The sequence below is a fragment of the Chitinophaga sp. genome, from assembly GCF_035564935.1.
Taxonomy (GTDB): domain Bacteria; phylum Bacteroidota; class Bacteroidia; order Chitinophagales; family Chitinophagaceae; genus Chitinophaga.
Genome location: NZ_DATMTE010000488.1, coordinates 1 through 17,023, shown reverse-complemented (window position 1 = coordinate 17,023; position 17,023 = coordinate 1). Strand labels below are relative to the sequence as shown.

Annotated in this window: 11 protein-coding genes; 1 reads left to right on the top strand and 10 read right to left on the bottom strand. The window is 49.5% G+C overall.

The features are described 5' to 3' along the window. The 10 genes from VN105_RS12550 to VN105_RS12505 form a co-directional block, all read right to left on the bottom strand. A partial coding sequence (locus tag VN105_RS12550) for a FecR family protein (RefSeq protein ID WP_325641343.1) occupies positions 1 to 1,043 on the bottom strand: 1,043 nt, incomplete at its 3' end. A 76-nt stretch (positions 1,044 to 1,119) separates the two neighbouring features. Next, positions 1,120 to 1,671, bottom strand: coding sequence for an RNA polymerase sigma factor (locus tag VN105_RS12545; protein WP_325641341.1), 552 nt, complete (start codon positions 1,669 to 1,671; stop codon positions 1,120 to 1,122). Between the two features lie 465 nt (positions 1,672 to 2,136). After that, positions 2,137 to 5,367, bottom strand: a complete 3,231-nt coding sequence (locus VN105_RS12540) for a S41 family peptidase (RefSeq protein WP_325641339.1) — start codon at positions 5,365 to 5,367, stop codon at positions 2,137 to 2,139. A 97-nt stretch (positions 5,368 to 5,464) separates the two neighbouring features. Beyond that, positions 5,465 to 6,631, bottom strand: a complete 1,167-nt coding sequence (locus VN105_RS12535; RefSeq protein ID WP_325641337.1) for a DUF4185 domain-containing protein — start codon at positions 6,629 to 6,631, stop codon at positions 5,465 to 5,467. Between the two features lie 56 nt (positions 6,632 to 6,687). Continuing rightward, positions 6,688 to 8,820, bottom strand: coding sequence for an alpha/beta fold hydrolase (locus VN105_RS12530; protein WP_325641335.1), 2,133 nt, complete (start codon positions 8,818 to 8,820; stop codon positions 6,688 to 6,690). 31 nt (positions 8,821 to 8,851) lie between these two features. Continuing rightward, on the bottom strand, positions 8,852 to 10,381 hold the full coding sequence (locus VN105_RS12525) for a RagB/SusD family nutrient uptake outer membrane protein (protein WP_325641333.1): 1,530 nt from the start codon (positions 10,379 to 10,381) through the stop codon (positions 8,852 to 8,854). A 23-nt stretch (positions 10,382 to 10,404) separates the two neighbouring features. After that, positions 10,405 to 13,803: a TonB-dependent receptor gene (locus VN105_RS12520; protein WP_325641331.1), complete on the bottom strand. Its 3,399-nt coding sequence runs from the start codon at positions 13,801 to 13,803 to the stop codon at positions 10,405 to 10,407. A 136-nt stretch (positions 13,804 to 13,939) separates the two neighbouring features. Beyond that, the gene (locus tag VN105_RS12515; RefSeq protein ID WP_325641329.1) at positions 13,940 to 15,085 is read right to left on the bottom strand and encodes a FecR family protein; all 1,146 of its coding nucleotides are present in this window, start codon (positions 15,083 to 15,085) and stop codon (positions 13,940 to 13,942) included. A gap of 80 nt (positions 15,086 to 15,165) precedes the next feature. Beyond that, positions 15,166 to 15,768: an RNA polymerase sigma factor gene (locus VN105_RS12510; protein ID WP_325641327.1), complete on the bottom strand. Its 603-nt coding sequence runs from the start codon at positions 15,766 to 15,768 to the stop codon at positions 15,166 to 15,168. A gap of 166 nt (positions 15,769 to 15,934) precedes the next feature. Continuing rightward, the gene (locus tag VN105_RS12505) at positions 15,935 to 16,540 is read right to left on the bottom strand and encodes a sterol desaturase family protein (RefSeq protein ID WP_325641325.1); all 606 of its coding nucleotides are present in this window, start codon (positions 16,538 to 16,540) and stop codon (positions 15,935 to 15,937) included. A 173-nt stretch (positions 16,541 to 16,713) separates the two neighbouring features. Between VN105_RS12505 and VN105_RS12500 the strand changes: the two genes are divergently transcribed. Further along, positions 16,714 to 17,023 (top strand): AraC family ligand binding domain-containing protein (locus VN105_RS12500; protein WP_325641323.1); only part of this gene is annotated, 310 nt, incomplete at its 3' end.

The following is a 17,023-nucleotide window of genomic DNA, read 5'->3' as shown; positions in this document are numbered from 1 at the left end:
CCAATTTCCCCTGTAAATGTTTCTTCCGGTATTTTTTCACTGTATTTTACTTCTATGTTATACCACCTGGATAATTGCCGCATCACGGTAGGAATATCAGCATCTTCAAAAGAAAAATACCCGTTTTTCCAGGCAACAGCGCTGTTGGCATCTATCCGTTTCACGCCCACAATCCCATCTCCGGCCGGTGTAACCTTCGCCTGCTGCCCAGGATTCAGATGGCGCATGGCGCCGGTAGTTCTTACCAGTACCGCTCCTTCCAGCAAGGTGGTATTAATGGTACTTTCATCTGCATAGGCATTGATATTGAAATGCGTGCCCAGCACTAACACATCCATATTGTTATTCACCTTTACTGTAAAAGGCCGTTCTGCATCTTCCGCCACTTCAAAATAGGCTTCGCCGGTAATATCCACCTTCCGTTCTTTCCCGGTAAATGCAGTGGGATAGCTTACAGATGAATTGGCGTTAAGCCAAACATCTGTACCATCCGGCAGCGTGATCTTGTATTGTCCGCCGCGGGGCGTGCGTAATGTATTGTAAGTAACAGCGGCAGCATTGGCATTACCGTTTTTGTACACGATCTGGCCGTGCGTGGTTTTTTCCACTTTACTATTGCCCTGTACCGTGAGTACGCCTGTGCCTGCACTGTCCAGGTTTACCACTGTTCCATCCGCCAGCGTAAGCGTGGCTTTATCGCTTCCGGGCGTGATAGTAACCGCTTTTTCTGCGAGCGGCTGTTTTTTGCCCGACTGCCAAACATAGAAGCCGGCGCCGGCTGTAACCAGCAATAATACTGCTGCCGCTGCTTTCCAGCCATTACGGCGCATGGGCACTACCTTTGGCTCGGGGGCCGTGGCCGCCATCAGGCGGTGGCGCATCCGCTGCTCCAGGCTGGCTTCCGTTTCCGGGCTGGCCAGGTATGCTGTTAAAGCCTGCTCATCATAAGCATTGTACCATTGCAGCAAACGGTTTTTCTCGTCGTTACTGGCCGCTCCGGCAAGGTACTTCTTCGATAGTATGGCCAGTTCATTCCTTTCCATCCGTGTATAATTTACAGGGTCCTTTATAGTATGTCTGGATATAAGGGCGCTACCCTACCTCCGGTAAAAAAAAATTTTAAAACAGGGCGTGGAAATAATTCCTGAACTGGAGGCGCAGGCGTTGCAGGGCTTTGGTGATATGCTTTTCCACGGCTTTTTCGGAGATCTTCAGTTCGGTGGCTATTTCTTTGTTACTCAGGCCCATATTCCGGCTGTAATCGAATACGATCCTGCATTTTTCGGGTAATTGTTTAAGCTGTTCCTGCATGGATTGCTGCAGGAAATGCACCTGGGCGGCATCGTCTGTTACTGCCTGTACTGCTTCGGGGAGAGCATCTACGGCAGTTACGGGGATCATTTTTGACAATTGGGTAAATACGGCGTACCTGGCGGCAGTAGCCAGGTACGCGGGCAGAGACCGGATGATGGTTTGCGTTCTGCGCTGCCATAAACCGGTAAGCACATCCTGCACTACATCTTCCGCCAGCTCCCGGGAACGCAAACGGTCATACGCCAGCACGTACAAGCGTTTCCAGTAACGGTTGTAGATTTCTGTAAAGGCGTTGTGATCATCTTTACCCATCAGCTGAACCAGCTCTTCATCAGCATAGTACGCGTAATCGGTCATCATCTCTTATTAAATCTAAAAACTGGCTGCAATAATTAATGATTGGTTGATATTGGAGATTATTGTTGTCTCAAAGCTAAGGTTTATGGGGAAGAGAAACAAGGGGTGGAAAAAAAGGGGGAATCAAGCGGTTTAAATTAGTTCCCGGTCATACAAACAGCCTCTAAATCTCATTAAGATCATGAAGTAATTTCAAAAGGTCACATTTATGAAAATATCTTTTTACAAAATCTTCACAATGATCAACCTCCCCTTTAATTTCAAATCCCATGCTTCTTATCAGTTCTATTTCAGATGCAGTAACATCATGCGAATATGGTTGAATCTTCATACCGGTTTTCTTATCATTCAAATCAGGTATTTATCTCCAGAAAACGGTAAGTACTAACAGATTACATCAGTCAGCATAAACAAAAAGCCCCCGCAGCATTCCGCTGCAGGGGCCCGTTTATTCATTAACCCATTTTATTTAATTTCCTGCAACATCTCTTTTACGGCAGCTTCCAGCTGGGCATCTTTACCAGCCAGGAACTCTTCGTAAGGAAGCGGCACCCTGATATCCGGTTCCAGCTGCAAATTCTCGGTAGGCCGGTTTTCTTTGCCAATAGTGCCTACCATGGGTATTCCGAATACCATGGTGGGATCTATCTGTGTTTCCCACCAAACGGCGGTACCGGTACCGGGTACCGGCATACCAATGAGCTTACCTATATTCCCTTGTTTGTAAATATAAGGGAAGATGAATGCATCGCTGTAGTTGCCTTCGCTCATGATCACACAACTCGGCGCCTGCCACTGGCCGGTGGGTTCACCGCCTTTGAGCCTTTCGCCCTGTGGTGCAAAATCGAGGTACTTTTTACCGCTGAGGAAGTTGTAAAGATCATCGTGCAGCCATCCGCCACCATTAAAGCGGGTATCCACGATCAGGGCTTTTTTATCGCGGTTGCGGCCCATTACTTCGTCGTATACAGAGCGATAGCTGGCATCGTTCATGCTTTGTACATGCACATAACCTACTTTCCCGTTGCTGAGCTTATCCACCATTTCACGGGTGTGCTCTACCCAGCGTTTATACATGAGTGTATTTTCTTCCGCGGAAGAAATGGGTTTCACGGTTTCTTCCCAACGGGCTTTGGTATCAGGATTGTAGATGGTTACCAACACATTATTACCTGCTTTGCGGTTCAGTAAAGACGCCCAGTCGGATTTGGCAGTAATGCTTTCGCCATCAATTTTTTCGATGATGTTACCTTTTTTCAGCTTGCTGGCTGCCTTGTTGAAAGGACCACCGGCAATGATATCATCTACTTTCAAACCATCGGCAGTAGAGGTTTCATCATACAGTAGCCCTAACGATGCCGTAGCGTCGCCATTCATTTGCTGGGGGGAATAGCGGCCACCGGTATGGGAACCATTCAGTTCTCCCAGCAGTTCGCTGAGCAGTTCTTCAAAGTCGTAGTTGTTGCTGATATGCGGGAGGAAACGGGCGTAGTTATCGCCGTACATTTTCCAGTCGATGTTACGGATGGTAGGATCATAGAATTTTTCTTTCACCTGCTTCCATGCATGCCAGAAGATGTATTTACGTTCTGCATCCTGGTTGAGCGACAGTTCCGTACTGATAGACACCGGCGTAATTTTTCCGCTGTTGGCATCTACCTTTACCACACTGCCGCGGTTACTCACGAAGAGGGTGTTGCCATCTTTACTCAGCTCTATACCACCGGGTGTGCCACCCAGTTTGGCGAGGATCTTTGTTTCACCGGTTCTTGGTTCCGTTACCCAGAGGTCGTATCCTTTTTCAAAGGAAGCCATGTAATACAGTTTACCGGCGTCTTTGCTGAGCACATAATCGCTGATGGAGGCGCTGTTGATAGTGAGTTTTACTTTCCTGTTCTCCAGGTTATTGAAATCGGGATGGAATCCTTTCTTTGCGTCGGCAGAATCTTTGGCTTTCAGTGCGGAGTCTTTCGCTGCTTTGCCGCCGGTTGCTTCCTTTTCTTTCAGGAGGTTAAATTCATCTTTCGACAGTTTGTAGTTGTCGTATGCTTCCTGGTCGAAGAAAACGGCGTAGATATCTACTTCGCGGCTGCCTTGTTTCGCGAGGGATTTACGTCCTTCGCGGCTGCTGGCCCAGGTGAGCATTTTTCCGCCGGCGGCCCATTTGGTACTGCCTTCACCGAAGCCGCTGTTGACGGGATAAATGGAGGCGCCTTTACCATCGGCGGGGATGAGCGTAGCGTTTTTCATGCTGAAGTAACCCTGCTGGTCGTCTGTAACGATCCATTTGCCATCGGGGCTCCACTCAAAGCTCCAGTCGCCATCCGAGTAGGAATGATTGCGGCCAGCGGGCAGCAGCGTGCGACTTTTACCGGAAGCGATATTAAATACTTTGAGGATATTACGGTTTTCCACGTAGGCAATTTCTTTTCCGTCCGGAGAGAATACCGGCTGAAATTCTTCTGCGGCGGTGGCAATCACCGGTTCTTCTTTCAGGAGGGTGGCCGCAAAGAAATAAGGTTCTTCGCTGCGTACTTTGGTAGTTTGATAGATATCCCAATTGCCGTTGCGTTCTGCGGCATAGATGAGGCGTTTGCCATCGGGCGACCACTGCACCATTCTTTCCTGCTGGGGTGTATTGGTGATACGTTTGGTAAGATTACCTTCCACGCTGGTAACGAACACCTCTCCCCTGGCTATGAATGCCATTTGTTTACCATCGGGGCTCATGGCAAATTCGGTGGTGTTGCCGTTTACCGGTACATTTTTCACGACACCCGCCCTTCCGTCGTTGAAGATGCGCACTTCCAGTTTGCGGGGTTGCTCTCCTTCCTTCAGCGTATATATTTCACCGTTATAGGTGAAGCAAAGGGTATTATTATCTGCTTTTGAAAGATTACGCACCGGGTGTTTGGTAAAGGTGGTGAGCTGCTGCATACTGGTTTTATCAGTAACAGATCCTTTGAAGAGGTTCTGGGAGATACCGCCTTTTTCGCTGAGATAATAAATATCGTTGCCATTACCGAAAACCGGCTCCCTGTCTTCCCCGTTATATTCCGATACTTTTTCGTAGCTGCCTTTGGCGATGTCCATTACCCATATATCGCGGGTTACGGAAGATACGTGGTGTTTACGCATCGGATCTTCATATCCTTTACGATCCTGGAAAATCAGTTTGTTCCCTGCCTTGTTGTAATGCGCCACATCGGCGCCGGCTGCGCTGAGCAGTGTAGCACGGCCGCCGGTTACAGGAACGGTGTACATGTTCCTGAAAAGGCGGTAGGGAAACCTTACGCTGGCGGCAGGTGCGTTGCGGGCGCTTCCAAACAATACCTGTTTGTTATCTGCGGTGAAATCGTACGGAAAATCGCCGGCGCTGTTGGTGGTGAGACGTACCGGTGCGCCGCCTTCAGCGGGCATTACAAATACGTCGAAGTTACCGTAGCGGTCACTGGCAAAGGCGATGTATTTGCCATCGTGACTCCAAACCGGGAGCATGTCGTGGGCTTCATGGATGGTGAGCGGAACGGCCACTCCTCCTTTCGCATCTACCCGGTAAATATCCCCTTTATAGCCGAAGGCGATGGTACTGCCATCGGGGGAGATAGACGGATTCCTCAGCCATAGGGCGTTTTCCTGGGCATAGGTAGTGGCGGCCATCAGTATGGCAGCGCACCCGAATAGTAATCTCTTCATAAGCGCTGTTCAGATTTGTTGTTAAGCAGCTGTAGCGAGCTGGTGCGCCAATGTATAAAAATAACCGCTTTTTATCAAGCGGGATAGTGACCAGTGGTTATTGGAAGGTAAGCCTTATGAAGCGGGGGCGGTACAGTTGTGGCTGCATGGCAAGCTCATTGAGGAAGTCGAAAGCGTTTACATTATAGCTGATGAGTAGTTCACCGGGTTTTGACAAATTCGGATGTGCTTTGGCGTTATACACGAAAAAGTGTTTGTTTTCCTTTACTTCGGGGCATTCCCATATTTTGATGACCGGTCCGAAGGGGCCTGCAGGGCTGAGTCCCAGCCGCAGCCCTACCACAGGGCTCATACCGTCTACCTGGCAAATGAGGGCATAACGGCCGTCTTTCAGCGGGGTTACGCTCAGTTCATTGGAGGCATGCGCCGTGATGGCAGCGGCCTGCGCGATATCTGTGGACCATTGCTGCCTGTTCCAGTAGTACCATCTTTCAAAATGTTCTATATTTTCCGGCAATACACGGGCTACCAGCACTTCCTTCTGTTGCCCTTTGATGCCATATACATACACATAGCCATCAGGATCGGGTGCGCCGGCCTGTTGGGTATTCACCAAAATTCCGGCGCCGAAAGAGCTGTTTTCATTACCGGCGGCGGGCAGGAACAATGGCGTATCCAGCTGGCGATGTTTAGTAAAAGGCGGCTTGCTGCCTGCGGGCAAGACGATAAAGGCATTGCCTGTTTCAGCGAAGCCAAAATCTTTGTTGCTGATATTCCGGATGCGATAAGCGGTAATGTAGATATCATTCCCTTTGGCGTGATTCACGAAGCCGTCGCCCAACCAGTAGTAGTCGTCTTTTACAGCGGCGGGGGTATGCGGTTCAAATAAAGCAGCAGGACCTGTATTCCACCAGAAGCGGATATTTTTTTCCAGTGGTGCGTTGCCTTTCAGCACGGCAGCAGAATTATGGATCATGGCAACATCCGGCTGCAGTTTGCCATCGCGGATGGTGCCCGTCATACTGTCGCTGAACAGCAGCAGGGTGCTGTCGGCAGCGCCGGCGGTGTCCACACCGTTCAGGGGAATGCTGAAGATGCCATCGCCGCCAAACCAGCCGGATTCACGGGTGAAGAGGGCGTTCCAGTCGTTCGCCGGCGCCACGGTGTAAGACAGGTGCGTGGTATCCGTACTGCGGGGCGACAGGCTATCCGGGCGGATCTCCGCGCAACAGTTGCTGATCAGTATGGTTAGCAGCGTTATCATCTCCCGTTAAAGGTAATAAAAAAGGGCTCCTTACGGAGCCCCGATATACCTTACCACTACTTCTTTTGTGCCTGCAACCAGCCGGCCATCATTTCCTGCATCTCTGCAGTAAAGCGGCCATAGTCGTTTGGAGTTTCAAAAGAAAGCTGCTTATTTGTTTGCATAGCAGGCGTTACCATCCGGCGTACTTCCGGCAGCGGATGATGCCTGTCGTGCTGCGGCGCTACAATCAGTATGGGCCTGGAGCCGATACTGCGAAGCACATCATCAAAATCTACCGGGATATTTTTTTCCGCTCCTTCAAAAAAACCAAGCCTTGGTATAAGTCCGTGCAGGTGGGAATAATGCTGCACTCCTTCCGTGGACTTATCCGCATGCCGCAGCGAGCCGAATGCAGCTACAGCTGCCACTCCCTTCACGCGGGGATCCAGGGCTGTGGTCAGCAATGCTACTGTTCCTCCAAGTGAATAGCCTGCCAGGTAAATATGCGTGGTATCTACAAAAGGCATACGGGTATATGCGTCGTTAATGATGCTGCGGGTATCCGCAACCATTTTCCCCATCAGCGACCAGTGCGGGTAACGTGTATAAAAATTGGCGGCTTCTTCAATACGGGTGCCGAAGCCGGGAAAATCAAAAGTGAGTACGGCATATCCCTTTTCAGTAAAGCGGCGTACTGCTGCGGGTAACCGCTGGTGACTGCCGGTAGCATAGGAATAATCGTGCAACAGGATCACAAGCGGTAATTTCCCGGTTACTGAATCTCCCTTTACCACCTCCGACGGGAAATAGATATTTCCCCACAAATCCTCTCCCAGCGCATTATACGGGCCTACCACCATTTTAGCTATACTGCCTGGCAGGGCACGTTCGCCGATCACTTCAGACAGGTAATCGTCGGGGTAGGTATGATTGCGGGTCATTACCGGCGATAAGACACGGTCTGAGCCGATACCCGGCGGCTCATTACCTAACAGCCAGCGGATAAGGCTATCGGCAGATAACGTAGCGTGAGGCTGCCATTTTGCAGGATCAATTTTCTCTCCGCTGTGCTGCCGCCATTTTTCAAAGGAATAACCGTAGTACATTTTATTTTCCGGTGCTTTTGTAGTGCGGTGAAAAATATAGTCGAAGAAATCTATGAAGTCTTCCGCTTCGCGTGCCGCATGTTGATGCCGGCCACGGCGCAGCAGCAAGGCAATGTTCTTATCAGCATGGAGGAAATGATAGGCGGAAGACACTGATTTGTACGACTGTTCTATTCCCCAGCCGTTGCCCTGTGTTTCCGTAATGGCCGATACCATCATTAATCCGCGGGGCGCTACCAGCGACATCAGGAGGTTCTGATCTACCGGCAATTGTTGTTCGCGGCCGCTGAATAATCTTAACCGGGCATGAAACCATTGCGGGAAAACACGGGTGATCTCTTCCACCGATTCCGATTCAAAACGTTCATCAGAAAAACGGAAAGTGCTCTCCCCTCCTGTGCCGCCGCTGCTGCTCACCACCGCTTTGATGCGTTCATCAAAAGCCGCTGCCATCAGGGATTGCTTGCCATTGCGCGAATGGCCTGTGATAGCAATGCAGGCGGTATCCACTTCCGGGAGCTTCACCAGGTAATCTACCACGCGGGAAGCGCCCCAGGCGCGTTTCATCAGTGTAGCAAAATCGTAGCCGGTAAATATTTCGTTGTAATTGCGGGTATCATCTTTTCCATCTGCACCGGCATACACACAACCGATGTATCCCCTGCGTACGGCAATCTGCGCCCATCCGCGGTGATTCCACTGGGTCATGAATACGGGCAAGCGGTTTGCTGAAGGCGGTATCATCAGCTCCAGGGTCATTTTAGCGCGGTTACCCGGACCGAAACTTAATTGCACCAGCCGTATTTTCACATTGTTCTCCGTTCTTTCGGAAAGTACTTCCACAGAGAAAGACTTCGGCGCCGGCGGTACTGTTCCTGATACCCAATGCTGGTATTGCTTCCTGATCTCGCTGCGTTTCTGTTGCCATTGCGCGGTGGTTTTCACCGGGATATTTTTACCTCCTTCATCCAGTATCAGCGGCGATGGTAAAAAGGGGATAGATGGTAATCTGTTTATGGCTGCCGAATCAGCGGAGAGCGACTGTGCCTGTGTACCACCACAGACAAGCATCAATAAACAAATGGTTAAGCATTTTCTCATTACCTTATTTTTGATGATTGCTGTTTTTATTTTAGAAAGACGGATAACCAGGATTCTGCACCAGTGATTTATTTACGTTCCATGCGCCCAATGGGATGGGTAAAAGGATGGGATGTTCTTTCAACCAGGGTTTGGTATCCACTTCTATCTTTGCAAAATCCGCGCGGTTTTTACGGATAAAATCAATGAGCCTGTCGCGACGGTTCAGGTCAGAGTATGCACCTGCAGGTTCCCATACAAATTCAAAACGGCGTTCGTTGTAAATAGCATCGAGGGTTTTGTCTTTTGAAAGATTGAGCGGCGCGGGATCCAGGCCGGCACGGGCTCTCACCCTGTTCACCAGTTTCATGGCATCTTCAGAGCGGCCTGTTTCATTGAGCGCTTCCGCATAGTTCAGCAGCACTTCAGAAAACCTTACCACGGGTGCGTTAACGCCTGAGTTTACGACAGATGCCTTTTGCCAGTACTTGGTAACAATATAGCCTGTTTTCGTATACCCGTTAGGGAAAGTAAGCGGCATTACAAAGCCGGGCATTTCCTGGTGGGGTTCTCCCGGGCCGATGATCACGCCCCAGTAGCGTTTGTCTTTTATTTTGCCGGAAGCATCTCTTTCGAAAGCGTTGATCCAGTTGGTTTGCGGAACGAAATTACTGTTGGCGCCACGGCCAATAAACTGTGCAGCAGCGCCTCTTGGAGCAGAGCGCACATCCAGGCCATTACCTTCAATGCCATTGCTCTGGGAACTGTATTGTGTAGCAAAAACAATTTCCTTATTGTTTTTATTTGTTTCCAGGAATACGCTCCTGAAATCGGACAGCAGGTCGTATACACCGGAGTTCACCACCGCCTCGCCGGCGGTGACGGCGCCGCTCCAGTTTTTTTGCCACAGGTACACTTTGGCAAGATAAGCCAGGGCCGCACCTTTGGTGGCTCTTCCCATATCGGCGGCATTGGTCCATGTAACGGGCAATATATCAGCGGCTTCTTTCAGGTCTGTTTCCACCTGTTTCCATACCTCTGCAGCAGATGCGCGCGGGATATCGAGTTTGGAGGCCGCGTTCAGCTCTGTTGTTACCAGCGGAACACCCCCAAAATAGTTCACCAGTTTATAGTAGTAAATAGCGCGCAGGAATTTAGCCTGTGCCACGATCTGTGCTTTTACAGTTTCCCCCAGTTTATCCATCTTCCCTACCCTTTCTATTACAAAATTTGCCCTGGCTACGCCCTGGTACAGGCCCGCATACATCTGGCCTATGTACAGGTTGTTGGCAGGCAGCGTAAGCATTTCCAGCTGCACACGCGGCGTATTCTGATCCTGTTCGTAAAGATCCCCGCTGATGGTCCATTCAATGTTGGCAGCATCCACCACATTGCCGAAAGTGGATTCTTCCTGTAACTGGCCATACGCCCCGATCAGGGCCGATTGTGCGTCTCCTTCTGTCAGGAAAAAGTTGGCATCTGTAAGTACATCTTTTGGTGTTACTGTAAGGAAATCGGCCCCGCAGGAAGCGGTGCATAAGCCAATAGCAAGCAACATCATATTTTTGGTGAATATTTTCATAGCTGTTTGAATTAATCGTGAAATCAGAAACCTACATTTATACCTCCCATGAAAGTGCGTGGCTGCGGAAATACACCGGTATCTATACCGGAATTAAGCGGATCGGTACTTCCTATTTCCGGGTCAAAGCCTGAGTACTTCGTGATGGTAAATAAATTTTGCGCGCTTACATATACCCTTACACTTTTGAACAGGCTGTTTTTGATGAGATGATTGGGCAGGTTATATCCCAGCACAATATTGCGCAGGCGCAGGTAGTCGCCATCTTCTACAAAAAAGGAAGAAGGGTTGGCATAGTTCCCGTTGGCATCAATATATTTCAGCCCTGGTTGATTGTTGATGCCGCTGCCCGGCGTCCAGTGATTCAGCACTTCTTTCACACCGTTTACGATACCGTTGCCGTTGAAGTATTTCATGGGGTAGTTCGACACTTTATTGGCGCGGTAGATCTGGTTGCCCGATACGCCCTGGAACAGTACGTTCAGATCGAACCCTTTGCAGGAGAGGTTCATATTAAACCCGTAAGTGAAATTGGGCCAGGGTTTGCCGATCATTACCTTGTCTTCATCCGTGAGCGACTTATCGCCGTTCACATCCCTGTACCTGAAATCGCCCGCCACTGCATTTGGCTGGAAAGTTTTATTTACTTCTTCATCTGTCTGGTAAACACCATCCACTATGTACCCGCGGTAGTATCCTATTGGCCTACCGGCCTGGGTATAGGTCATGGTCATGCTGGTGCCTGCGAGGTTGGGCCCAACAATGGGTTGTCCCACACCCAAACTTTTCACCACGTTGCTAAGGGTAGCGATATTACCGCTTACATCGAAATGCAGGCTGCCGATATGATCCCTGAATCCCAGCAACAATTCCAGTCCTTTGTTCTGCACACTGCCGCCGTTAACGGTGGGCGCATTCTGGAAACCCGCTTCCAGGGATACCGGCAAGCTGATCAGCATGTCTTTCGTGTTCTTGATAAAATAGTCGGCGGTGAGATACAGCCGGTCTTCCAGGAAAGATGCATCGATACCGATATCTGTTTGTTCGGTGGTTTCCCATTTCAGGTCGGGGTTGCCGGGGCGTATCATAGTAGCACCTGTTACAATGGCCTGTGTGCCTGTTCCGAACACGTAGTTGTCTGAACCGGCGCCGCTTCGGATAGTGCTTAAATAACCAAAAGCGGGGATAGCGTCGTTACCAAGTTGTCCCCAGCTGCCGCGGAGTTTCAGATCGCTCAGGATACCTGCCAGTGGTTTCATGAAGGCTTCTTCCGAGATGCGCCAGCCGGCGGACACGGCAGCAAAGTTACCCCATTTGTTATTGGGACCGAAGTTGGAAGAACCATCGCGGCGCAGGCTGGCCGAGAGCAGGTATTTACTTTTATAGGAATAGTTCACGCGGCCCAGGTAAGAGGCCAGCGTGGAGTAAGCGTTGGTACCGCTGGCCGTACGCAGGCTGATATCACTGGCATTGATCACCTGCAGCGCTTCATTCTGGAAACCGTTGCCGGCAGCAGAGATCCAGCTGGTGCGGATGGTTTGCGCTGTTTGTCCTATTACTGCAGAGAAGCTGTGATCGCCGAATGCTTTTGAATAGGATAATGTATTTTCAATCAGGCGGGTATCGCCCTGGTCGTATCTCTCAGACAGTGTTGCCTGCGGATGTATATAAAACCCTCTTTCCGCTTTCCCTTCCCAGGCGGAGATCCTGTTATTGTTGATGTCAATCCCGATACTTGTTCTGAATTTCAGGTGCTTTATGATTTCGTATTCCCCGAAGGCATTACCGTAGATGCGGAAGTTTTTGAGATTATTGTCGATAGAACCGGCCTTCAGGATAGGATTATCGCCATCTTTGGTATAGTAGCCACCGGGACCAAAGAACGCTGAGTCCCTGCTGAGTGTGGGAAAGAACTGTTGGGCGAGGTTAAAGATACCTCCCTGCATAGCATCCGTATTCTGGCCTTTGGATTCGGTAGCGGCAAAGGCAAGCGATCCGCCGAAACTGAATTTATCGTTGCCTTTCAGGTCTACGGTGAGCCTGCCGGTGTATCTTTTGTAAGATGTGCCTATCATGGTTCCTTTCTGATCGGTATAACCAAGAGACATTCTCGCTTTTAATTTTTGTGTACCTCCCGAAAAACTGAGATCATAGTTTTGCATGGGGGCGTTACGGAAAATTTCACCGATCATATCTGTGCCTTTGCCAAAGGATTCAGGATCGGCCCATTGTGGATTGGGGGCCATGCCTGAATTGGTATACAGTTCATTTGCCATCCGGGCAAATTCTGTAGCATTGAGGAAGGCTGGTTTTTTCCATAGCTGGGAAAATCCCGTATATGCATTCACGTTAACATCTACCAGGCCTTCTTTTCCCCGTTTGGTAGTGACCAGGATTACACCGTTGGCTGCGCGGGAGCCATAAATAGCTGCCGCGGCAGCGTCTTTCAACACTTCAATGGAGGCTATATCGGCGGGGTTAATGATAGAGAGGCCGTCTACTTTATAGGAGCTGCCGGGGATGCTCATCCCCTCCCCGTTTACCGGGAAGCCATCGATCACGTAAAGGGGCTGGTTGCCGCCGGTGGTACCTACTCCCCTGATGCGTACCGATGCTGCTGCGCCCGGGGCGCCACCGGTTTGTGAAATAAATACGCCCGGCACTTTACCCTGGATAGCGGTAGTAAAGCTATTGGCAGCGGTTTTGGTAAGATCTTCTGATTTGATGGAGGCGATAGCGCCGGTAAGGTCCTTTTTGCGTTCCGTTCCGTAGCCGATCACCACTACCTGGTTAAGCCCGGTGTTAGTGGCCTGTAAAGCGATGTTCAATGCTGCGTTGCCGTTCACTTTCACCTCCTGTTTGGCGAAGCCGAGGTATGATACTACCAGTATAGCGTTTTCAGGTGCGGCAATGCTGAACTTACCGTCTATATCCGTGGTGGTGCCGGTACTGCTGCCTTTCACCTGGATGGTAACGCCTACCAGCGGTTTGCCGCTGGCCGCATCCGTAACTACACCGCGCACCGGCGCTGCGGTTGCTGTAACATCAGGTTGTTTATTACCGGTAACGCTCCTGATAAAGATTGTTTTGCCAAGAATGGTATACATCAGTGGCTGATCTTTCAAAATCTTTCCCAGCGCCGCTTCCAGGCTGGCATGCTGAACAGAAATACTTACAGCCGGCGCTTTACCGATATCTACATTGTTATAGAAAAAAGCGTAGCCTGTTTGCTTTTCAATAGCGGCAAATATTTTTTCAAGCGGAATATTATTGCCGCTCAGGGATACTTTCTGGGAGTATCCGCTGGCATTTACCCCAAGGGCAAGTACAATAAGAACAACCGTTAGCTTCATAGTAAGAAGGAGTTGCCGGAAAGTTCCGGGCAGCCGGAAATTCCTTTTACAGCAGTAAAAAAAAGACATACTTTTGCAGTGTTTTGGTTAAATAATAAATGGCCGTTCAGGGCAATGTTTATTAAGTTGACCTAAGACATCCACCGGGAATGTTCGCGCATTCCTGGTTTTGTTTTAAGTCAGCCGTTGGTTGATATAAACTTGTTTATGGAAGTATCACTACTTTCCGGTTGTCTTCTATTGTAAAACGTGCTTTTGTTAAGGCCAGCCCGTTTAATACCTGGGCCAGCGTAAGACTGCGATCGATCCTGCCTGAAAATTGCTGGTTGTTATTAATATTTGGCTGATAAATTATTTCTACATCGTACCAGCGGGCAAGTTCCCGCATAACGGTTTTCAGGTTATCGTTCCTGAAAACAAAAAAGCCTTCTTTCCAGGCCACCGCATCTGCGGTATTTATATTTTTCACCACGGAAATAACACCTTCTTTCGTTACCTGAGCCTGTTCTCCCGGCTTGAGGAGGGTATTGTTTATTTTCACAGCGCCTTCCAGCAGTGTGGTGCTGGCCACAGGTTCATCGGCATAGGCATTGATATTGAAACGTGTGCCCAGGTCTTCCACCACCTGGTTGCCCACCTGTACCCTGAATGGTTTTTTATGGTCATGTACTACTTCAAAATAGGCTTCCCCGGTAAGCGTTACCCTTCGTTCCGCATCGCTGAAGGCTACCGGGTAGCGAAGTGATGACCCGGCATTCAGCCATACGGCAGTGCCGTCCGGCAACAGGAGGCGGTATTGCCCTCCTTTGGGTGTAGTAAGGGTATTATAGCTGTTCGCGTTATCCTGTCCGCGGTTTTCATATTGAAGGAGGCCGTTACGCTGACGCACGGCGGTGTTGCCCTGTACCAGCTCCTGCCTGCCCAGTGTATCCAGGGTAACCACGGAGCCATCAGCCAGGGTGAGCATGGCTTTGTTGGTGCCTGGTTGCACATCCCTTGTTTTAACAACAGGTTGTACAGGCAATATGGGAGCCGTTTTTGCAGGTTGCAGGTAAAAATAAGCAGCGCCTGATGCCAGTAATAACAACAGTGATGCGGCAGCCCACCAGAATACCGGTAGCTTCCGTGCTGGTGTTTCCGTATTATAAATCTTATCAAGGATCTCCTGCCGTTTTTCCTGGTTCAGCGCCTCGTTATGTTCCGCTGTGTGGTATACGCCTTCAATGAATCCATGCAGGGGCTGGTCATATTCACCCGACATCACCATCCCCGCAAGCTCTTGCCATTCGTGGTCATTCAGCTTGCCGGCGGTGTACATCTCCATTAAATGGTTAAATCTCGTCTGATCCATGGAACGTGGCATTACATAAGTGAGACGACTGAGCAATGGCCGGGTACTGGTTGGCCGGAATATTTTTTTTTCCGGGACTATTATGACTGATGGAAAATGCTGATCAGTACCTGTATGCCCACTACATCCAATAAAGTATCAGGGTGTTTTTCCAGGTAATTCCGGATGGATTGGAGAGCGGCTGTGAGATGGCCTTTCGCGGTGCTTTTAGAGATGGAGAGATTTTCTGAGATCTCTTCCATCGACAAGCCCTGGATGCGCACCATTTCATACACCTGTTTCTGCCTGGCGGGAAGCCCGTCTATAGCGTGTTGCAGCACTTTACCGGCAAGGGAGGTACGCACTTTATGATCAGTATCATTAATAACAGCGGGGAGCTGTTCTATATGTTTGCGGTAAGCGGCCTCGTGTACTTTTTTCTTAAAACGGTCAAATACCAGGTTCCTGGTCATGGTAAGAATAAAGGCGCTGAGATGACTCACGGTATTCATCTCCCTTCTTTTCAACCATAATTTCAGGAATACGTCCTGCACTACTTCTTCGGCCAGGGAGGTGCTTTTCAGTAGTTTCACGGCAGTGCCCTGCACCCTTGGCCGGTAATGATCAAATATGCTGGCGAAAGCATATTCACTATCCTCCGCGAGCATTTCCAGGAGTTCTTTTTCATTAAAATCACTAGTCATTGCAGTCTTTCAGTCTGTTTGTGGAATCCCTGTTATTTACAAAGCAGACTAAAAATAACTAAAATGTTGAGAAATTTCAGCCCTGTATTTTTGTGCTGATGCCCGTTACTGGTTAATTGTATCGCGAACAATTATCCGGTGCAGCCAAAAGCAGGGCCAGTCGGGGTTAGAACATGGTACCGAACACACGGTCCCACAGTGTGGAGCTTACGCCAAAACCCAGTTCCTCATTTTTATAGTGATGGAGGTGATGATTGCGCCACAAAGGTTTCAGCCATTTAAACGGCGGCGCCCATGCGTGGATAGCATAGTGCATACTTCCGTAGGCAAGGTAGCCGGAAATGAAGCCCGGGAAAAATACCCAGGCCGCATGTTGCATTAGTAAATAAAAAACAGCAAAAAGAAAAGAGGAAATGATCACGCTGGGCACCGGTGGCATAAATAGCCGCTGACGGTCGCGGGGGTATTCGTGGTGATTACCATGCATCGTATAAGTGATCTTCTTTGCCAGCGGATGTTCGCTTACCCAGTGGAAAATAAACCGGTGAGCGAGGTATTCAAAAAGCGTCCACCCGAGCACGGCCGCCACATAAATAAGACCGATCTTTAACCAGGAGTAGTGTAACGAGGTGCGGCTGTGGTAAATCATATAGCCGATCACCGGCAGGTACATCCCGAAAATAACGATGGGATGTGTTTTTGTAAGCAGTTCCAGGTACCTGTTGCTGAAAATTTGCGCCTGTCCTTTGTTGTGCACTTTTTCGAATTTCATATGCGGCTGTTTTTGTGCGAAGCATCCGGCGTAAAAATGCAACAGCCGCGGATGACAGCCATCCAATATTTCATGAGTTGCAGATTTAGCCGGTTGAACTGTTGAAAAAAGGCGTTTACCCGGGGCCATGACCAGGCCATGTGTTTCCGTTTGAATTTCATAATTTTACAGGTATGAAAGCAAAAGAAAGCGCAGCGTCCTTTTTCGCATTGCACGGACAGGAGTACCCCAACGGGCAGTTCAGCGTGAACCGGCTGGAGGAATTTGGCTGCAGCACCACTAACCTGCCGTCCAACAGGAGGGATTTTTATAAGATCTCACTCATTGTACAGGGTGGCGGTATTTTATCTTATTCAGATAAGAGTATCCGGATAGAAGGCGCGTGTTTATCTTTCATGAACCCGATGATCCCTTATTCCTGGGAACCGCTTACCGACCGGCAAACCGGTTACTTTTGCCTGTTCCGGGAAGATTTTACCGATA

Coding starts and splice junctions, on each gene's coding strand:
- VN105_RS12510 (WP_325641327.1), bottom strand. CDS start 15,768: ATGACTAGTGATTTTAATGAAAAAGAACTCCTGGAAATGCTCGCGGAG.
- VN105_RS12505 (WP_325641325.1), bottom strand. CDS start 16,540: ATGAAATTCGAAAAAGTGCACAACAAAGGACAGGCGCAAATTTTCAGC.
- VN105_RS12545 (WP_325641341.1), bottom strand. CDS start 1,671: ATGACCGATTACGCGTACTATGCTGATGAAGAGCTGGTTCAGCTGATG.
- VN105_RS12515 (WP_325641329.1), bottom strand. CDS start 15,085: ATGGATCAGACGAGATTTAACCATTTAATGGAGATGTACACCGCCGGC.
- VN105_RS12525 (WP_325641333.1), bottom strand. CDS start 10,381: ATGAAAATATTCACCAAAAATATGATGTTGCTTGCTATTGGCTTATGC.
- VN105_RS12535 (WP_325641337.1), bottom strand. CDS start 6,631: ATGATAACGCTGCTAACCATACTGATCAGCAACTGTTGCGCGGAGATC.
- VN105_RS12540 (WP_325641339.1), bottom strand. CDS start 5,367: ATGAAGAGATTACTATTCGGGTGCGCTGCCATACTGATGGCCGCCACT.
- VN105_RS12520 (WP_325641331.1), bottom strand. CDS start 13,803: ATGTCTTTTTTTTACTGCTGTAAAAGGAATTTCCGGCTGCCCGGAACT.
- VN105_RS12530 (WP_325641335.1), bottom strand. CDS start 8,820: ATGAGAAAATGCTTAACCATTTGTTTATTGATGCTTGTCTGTGGTGGT.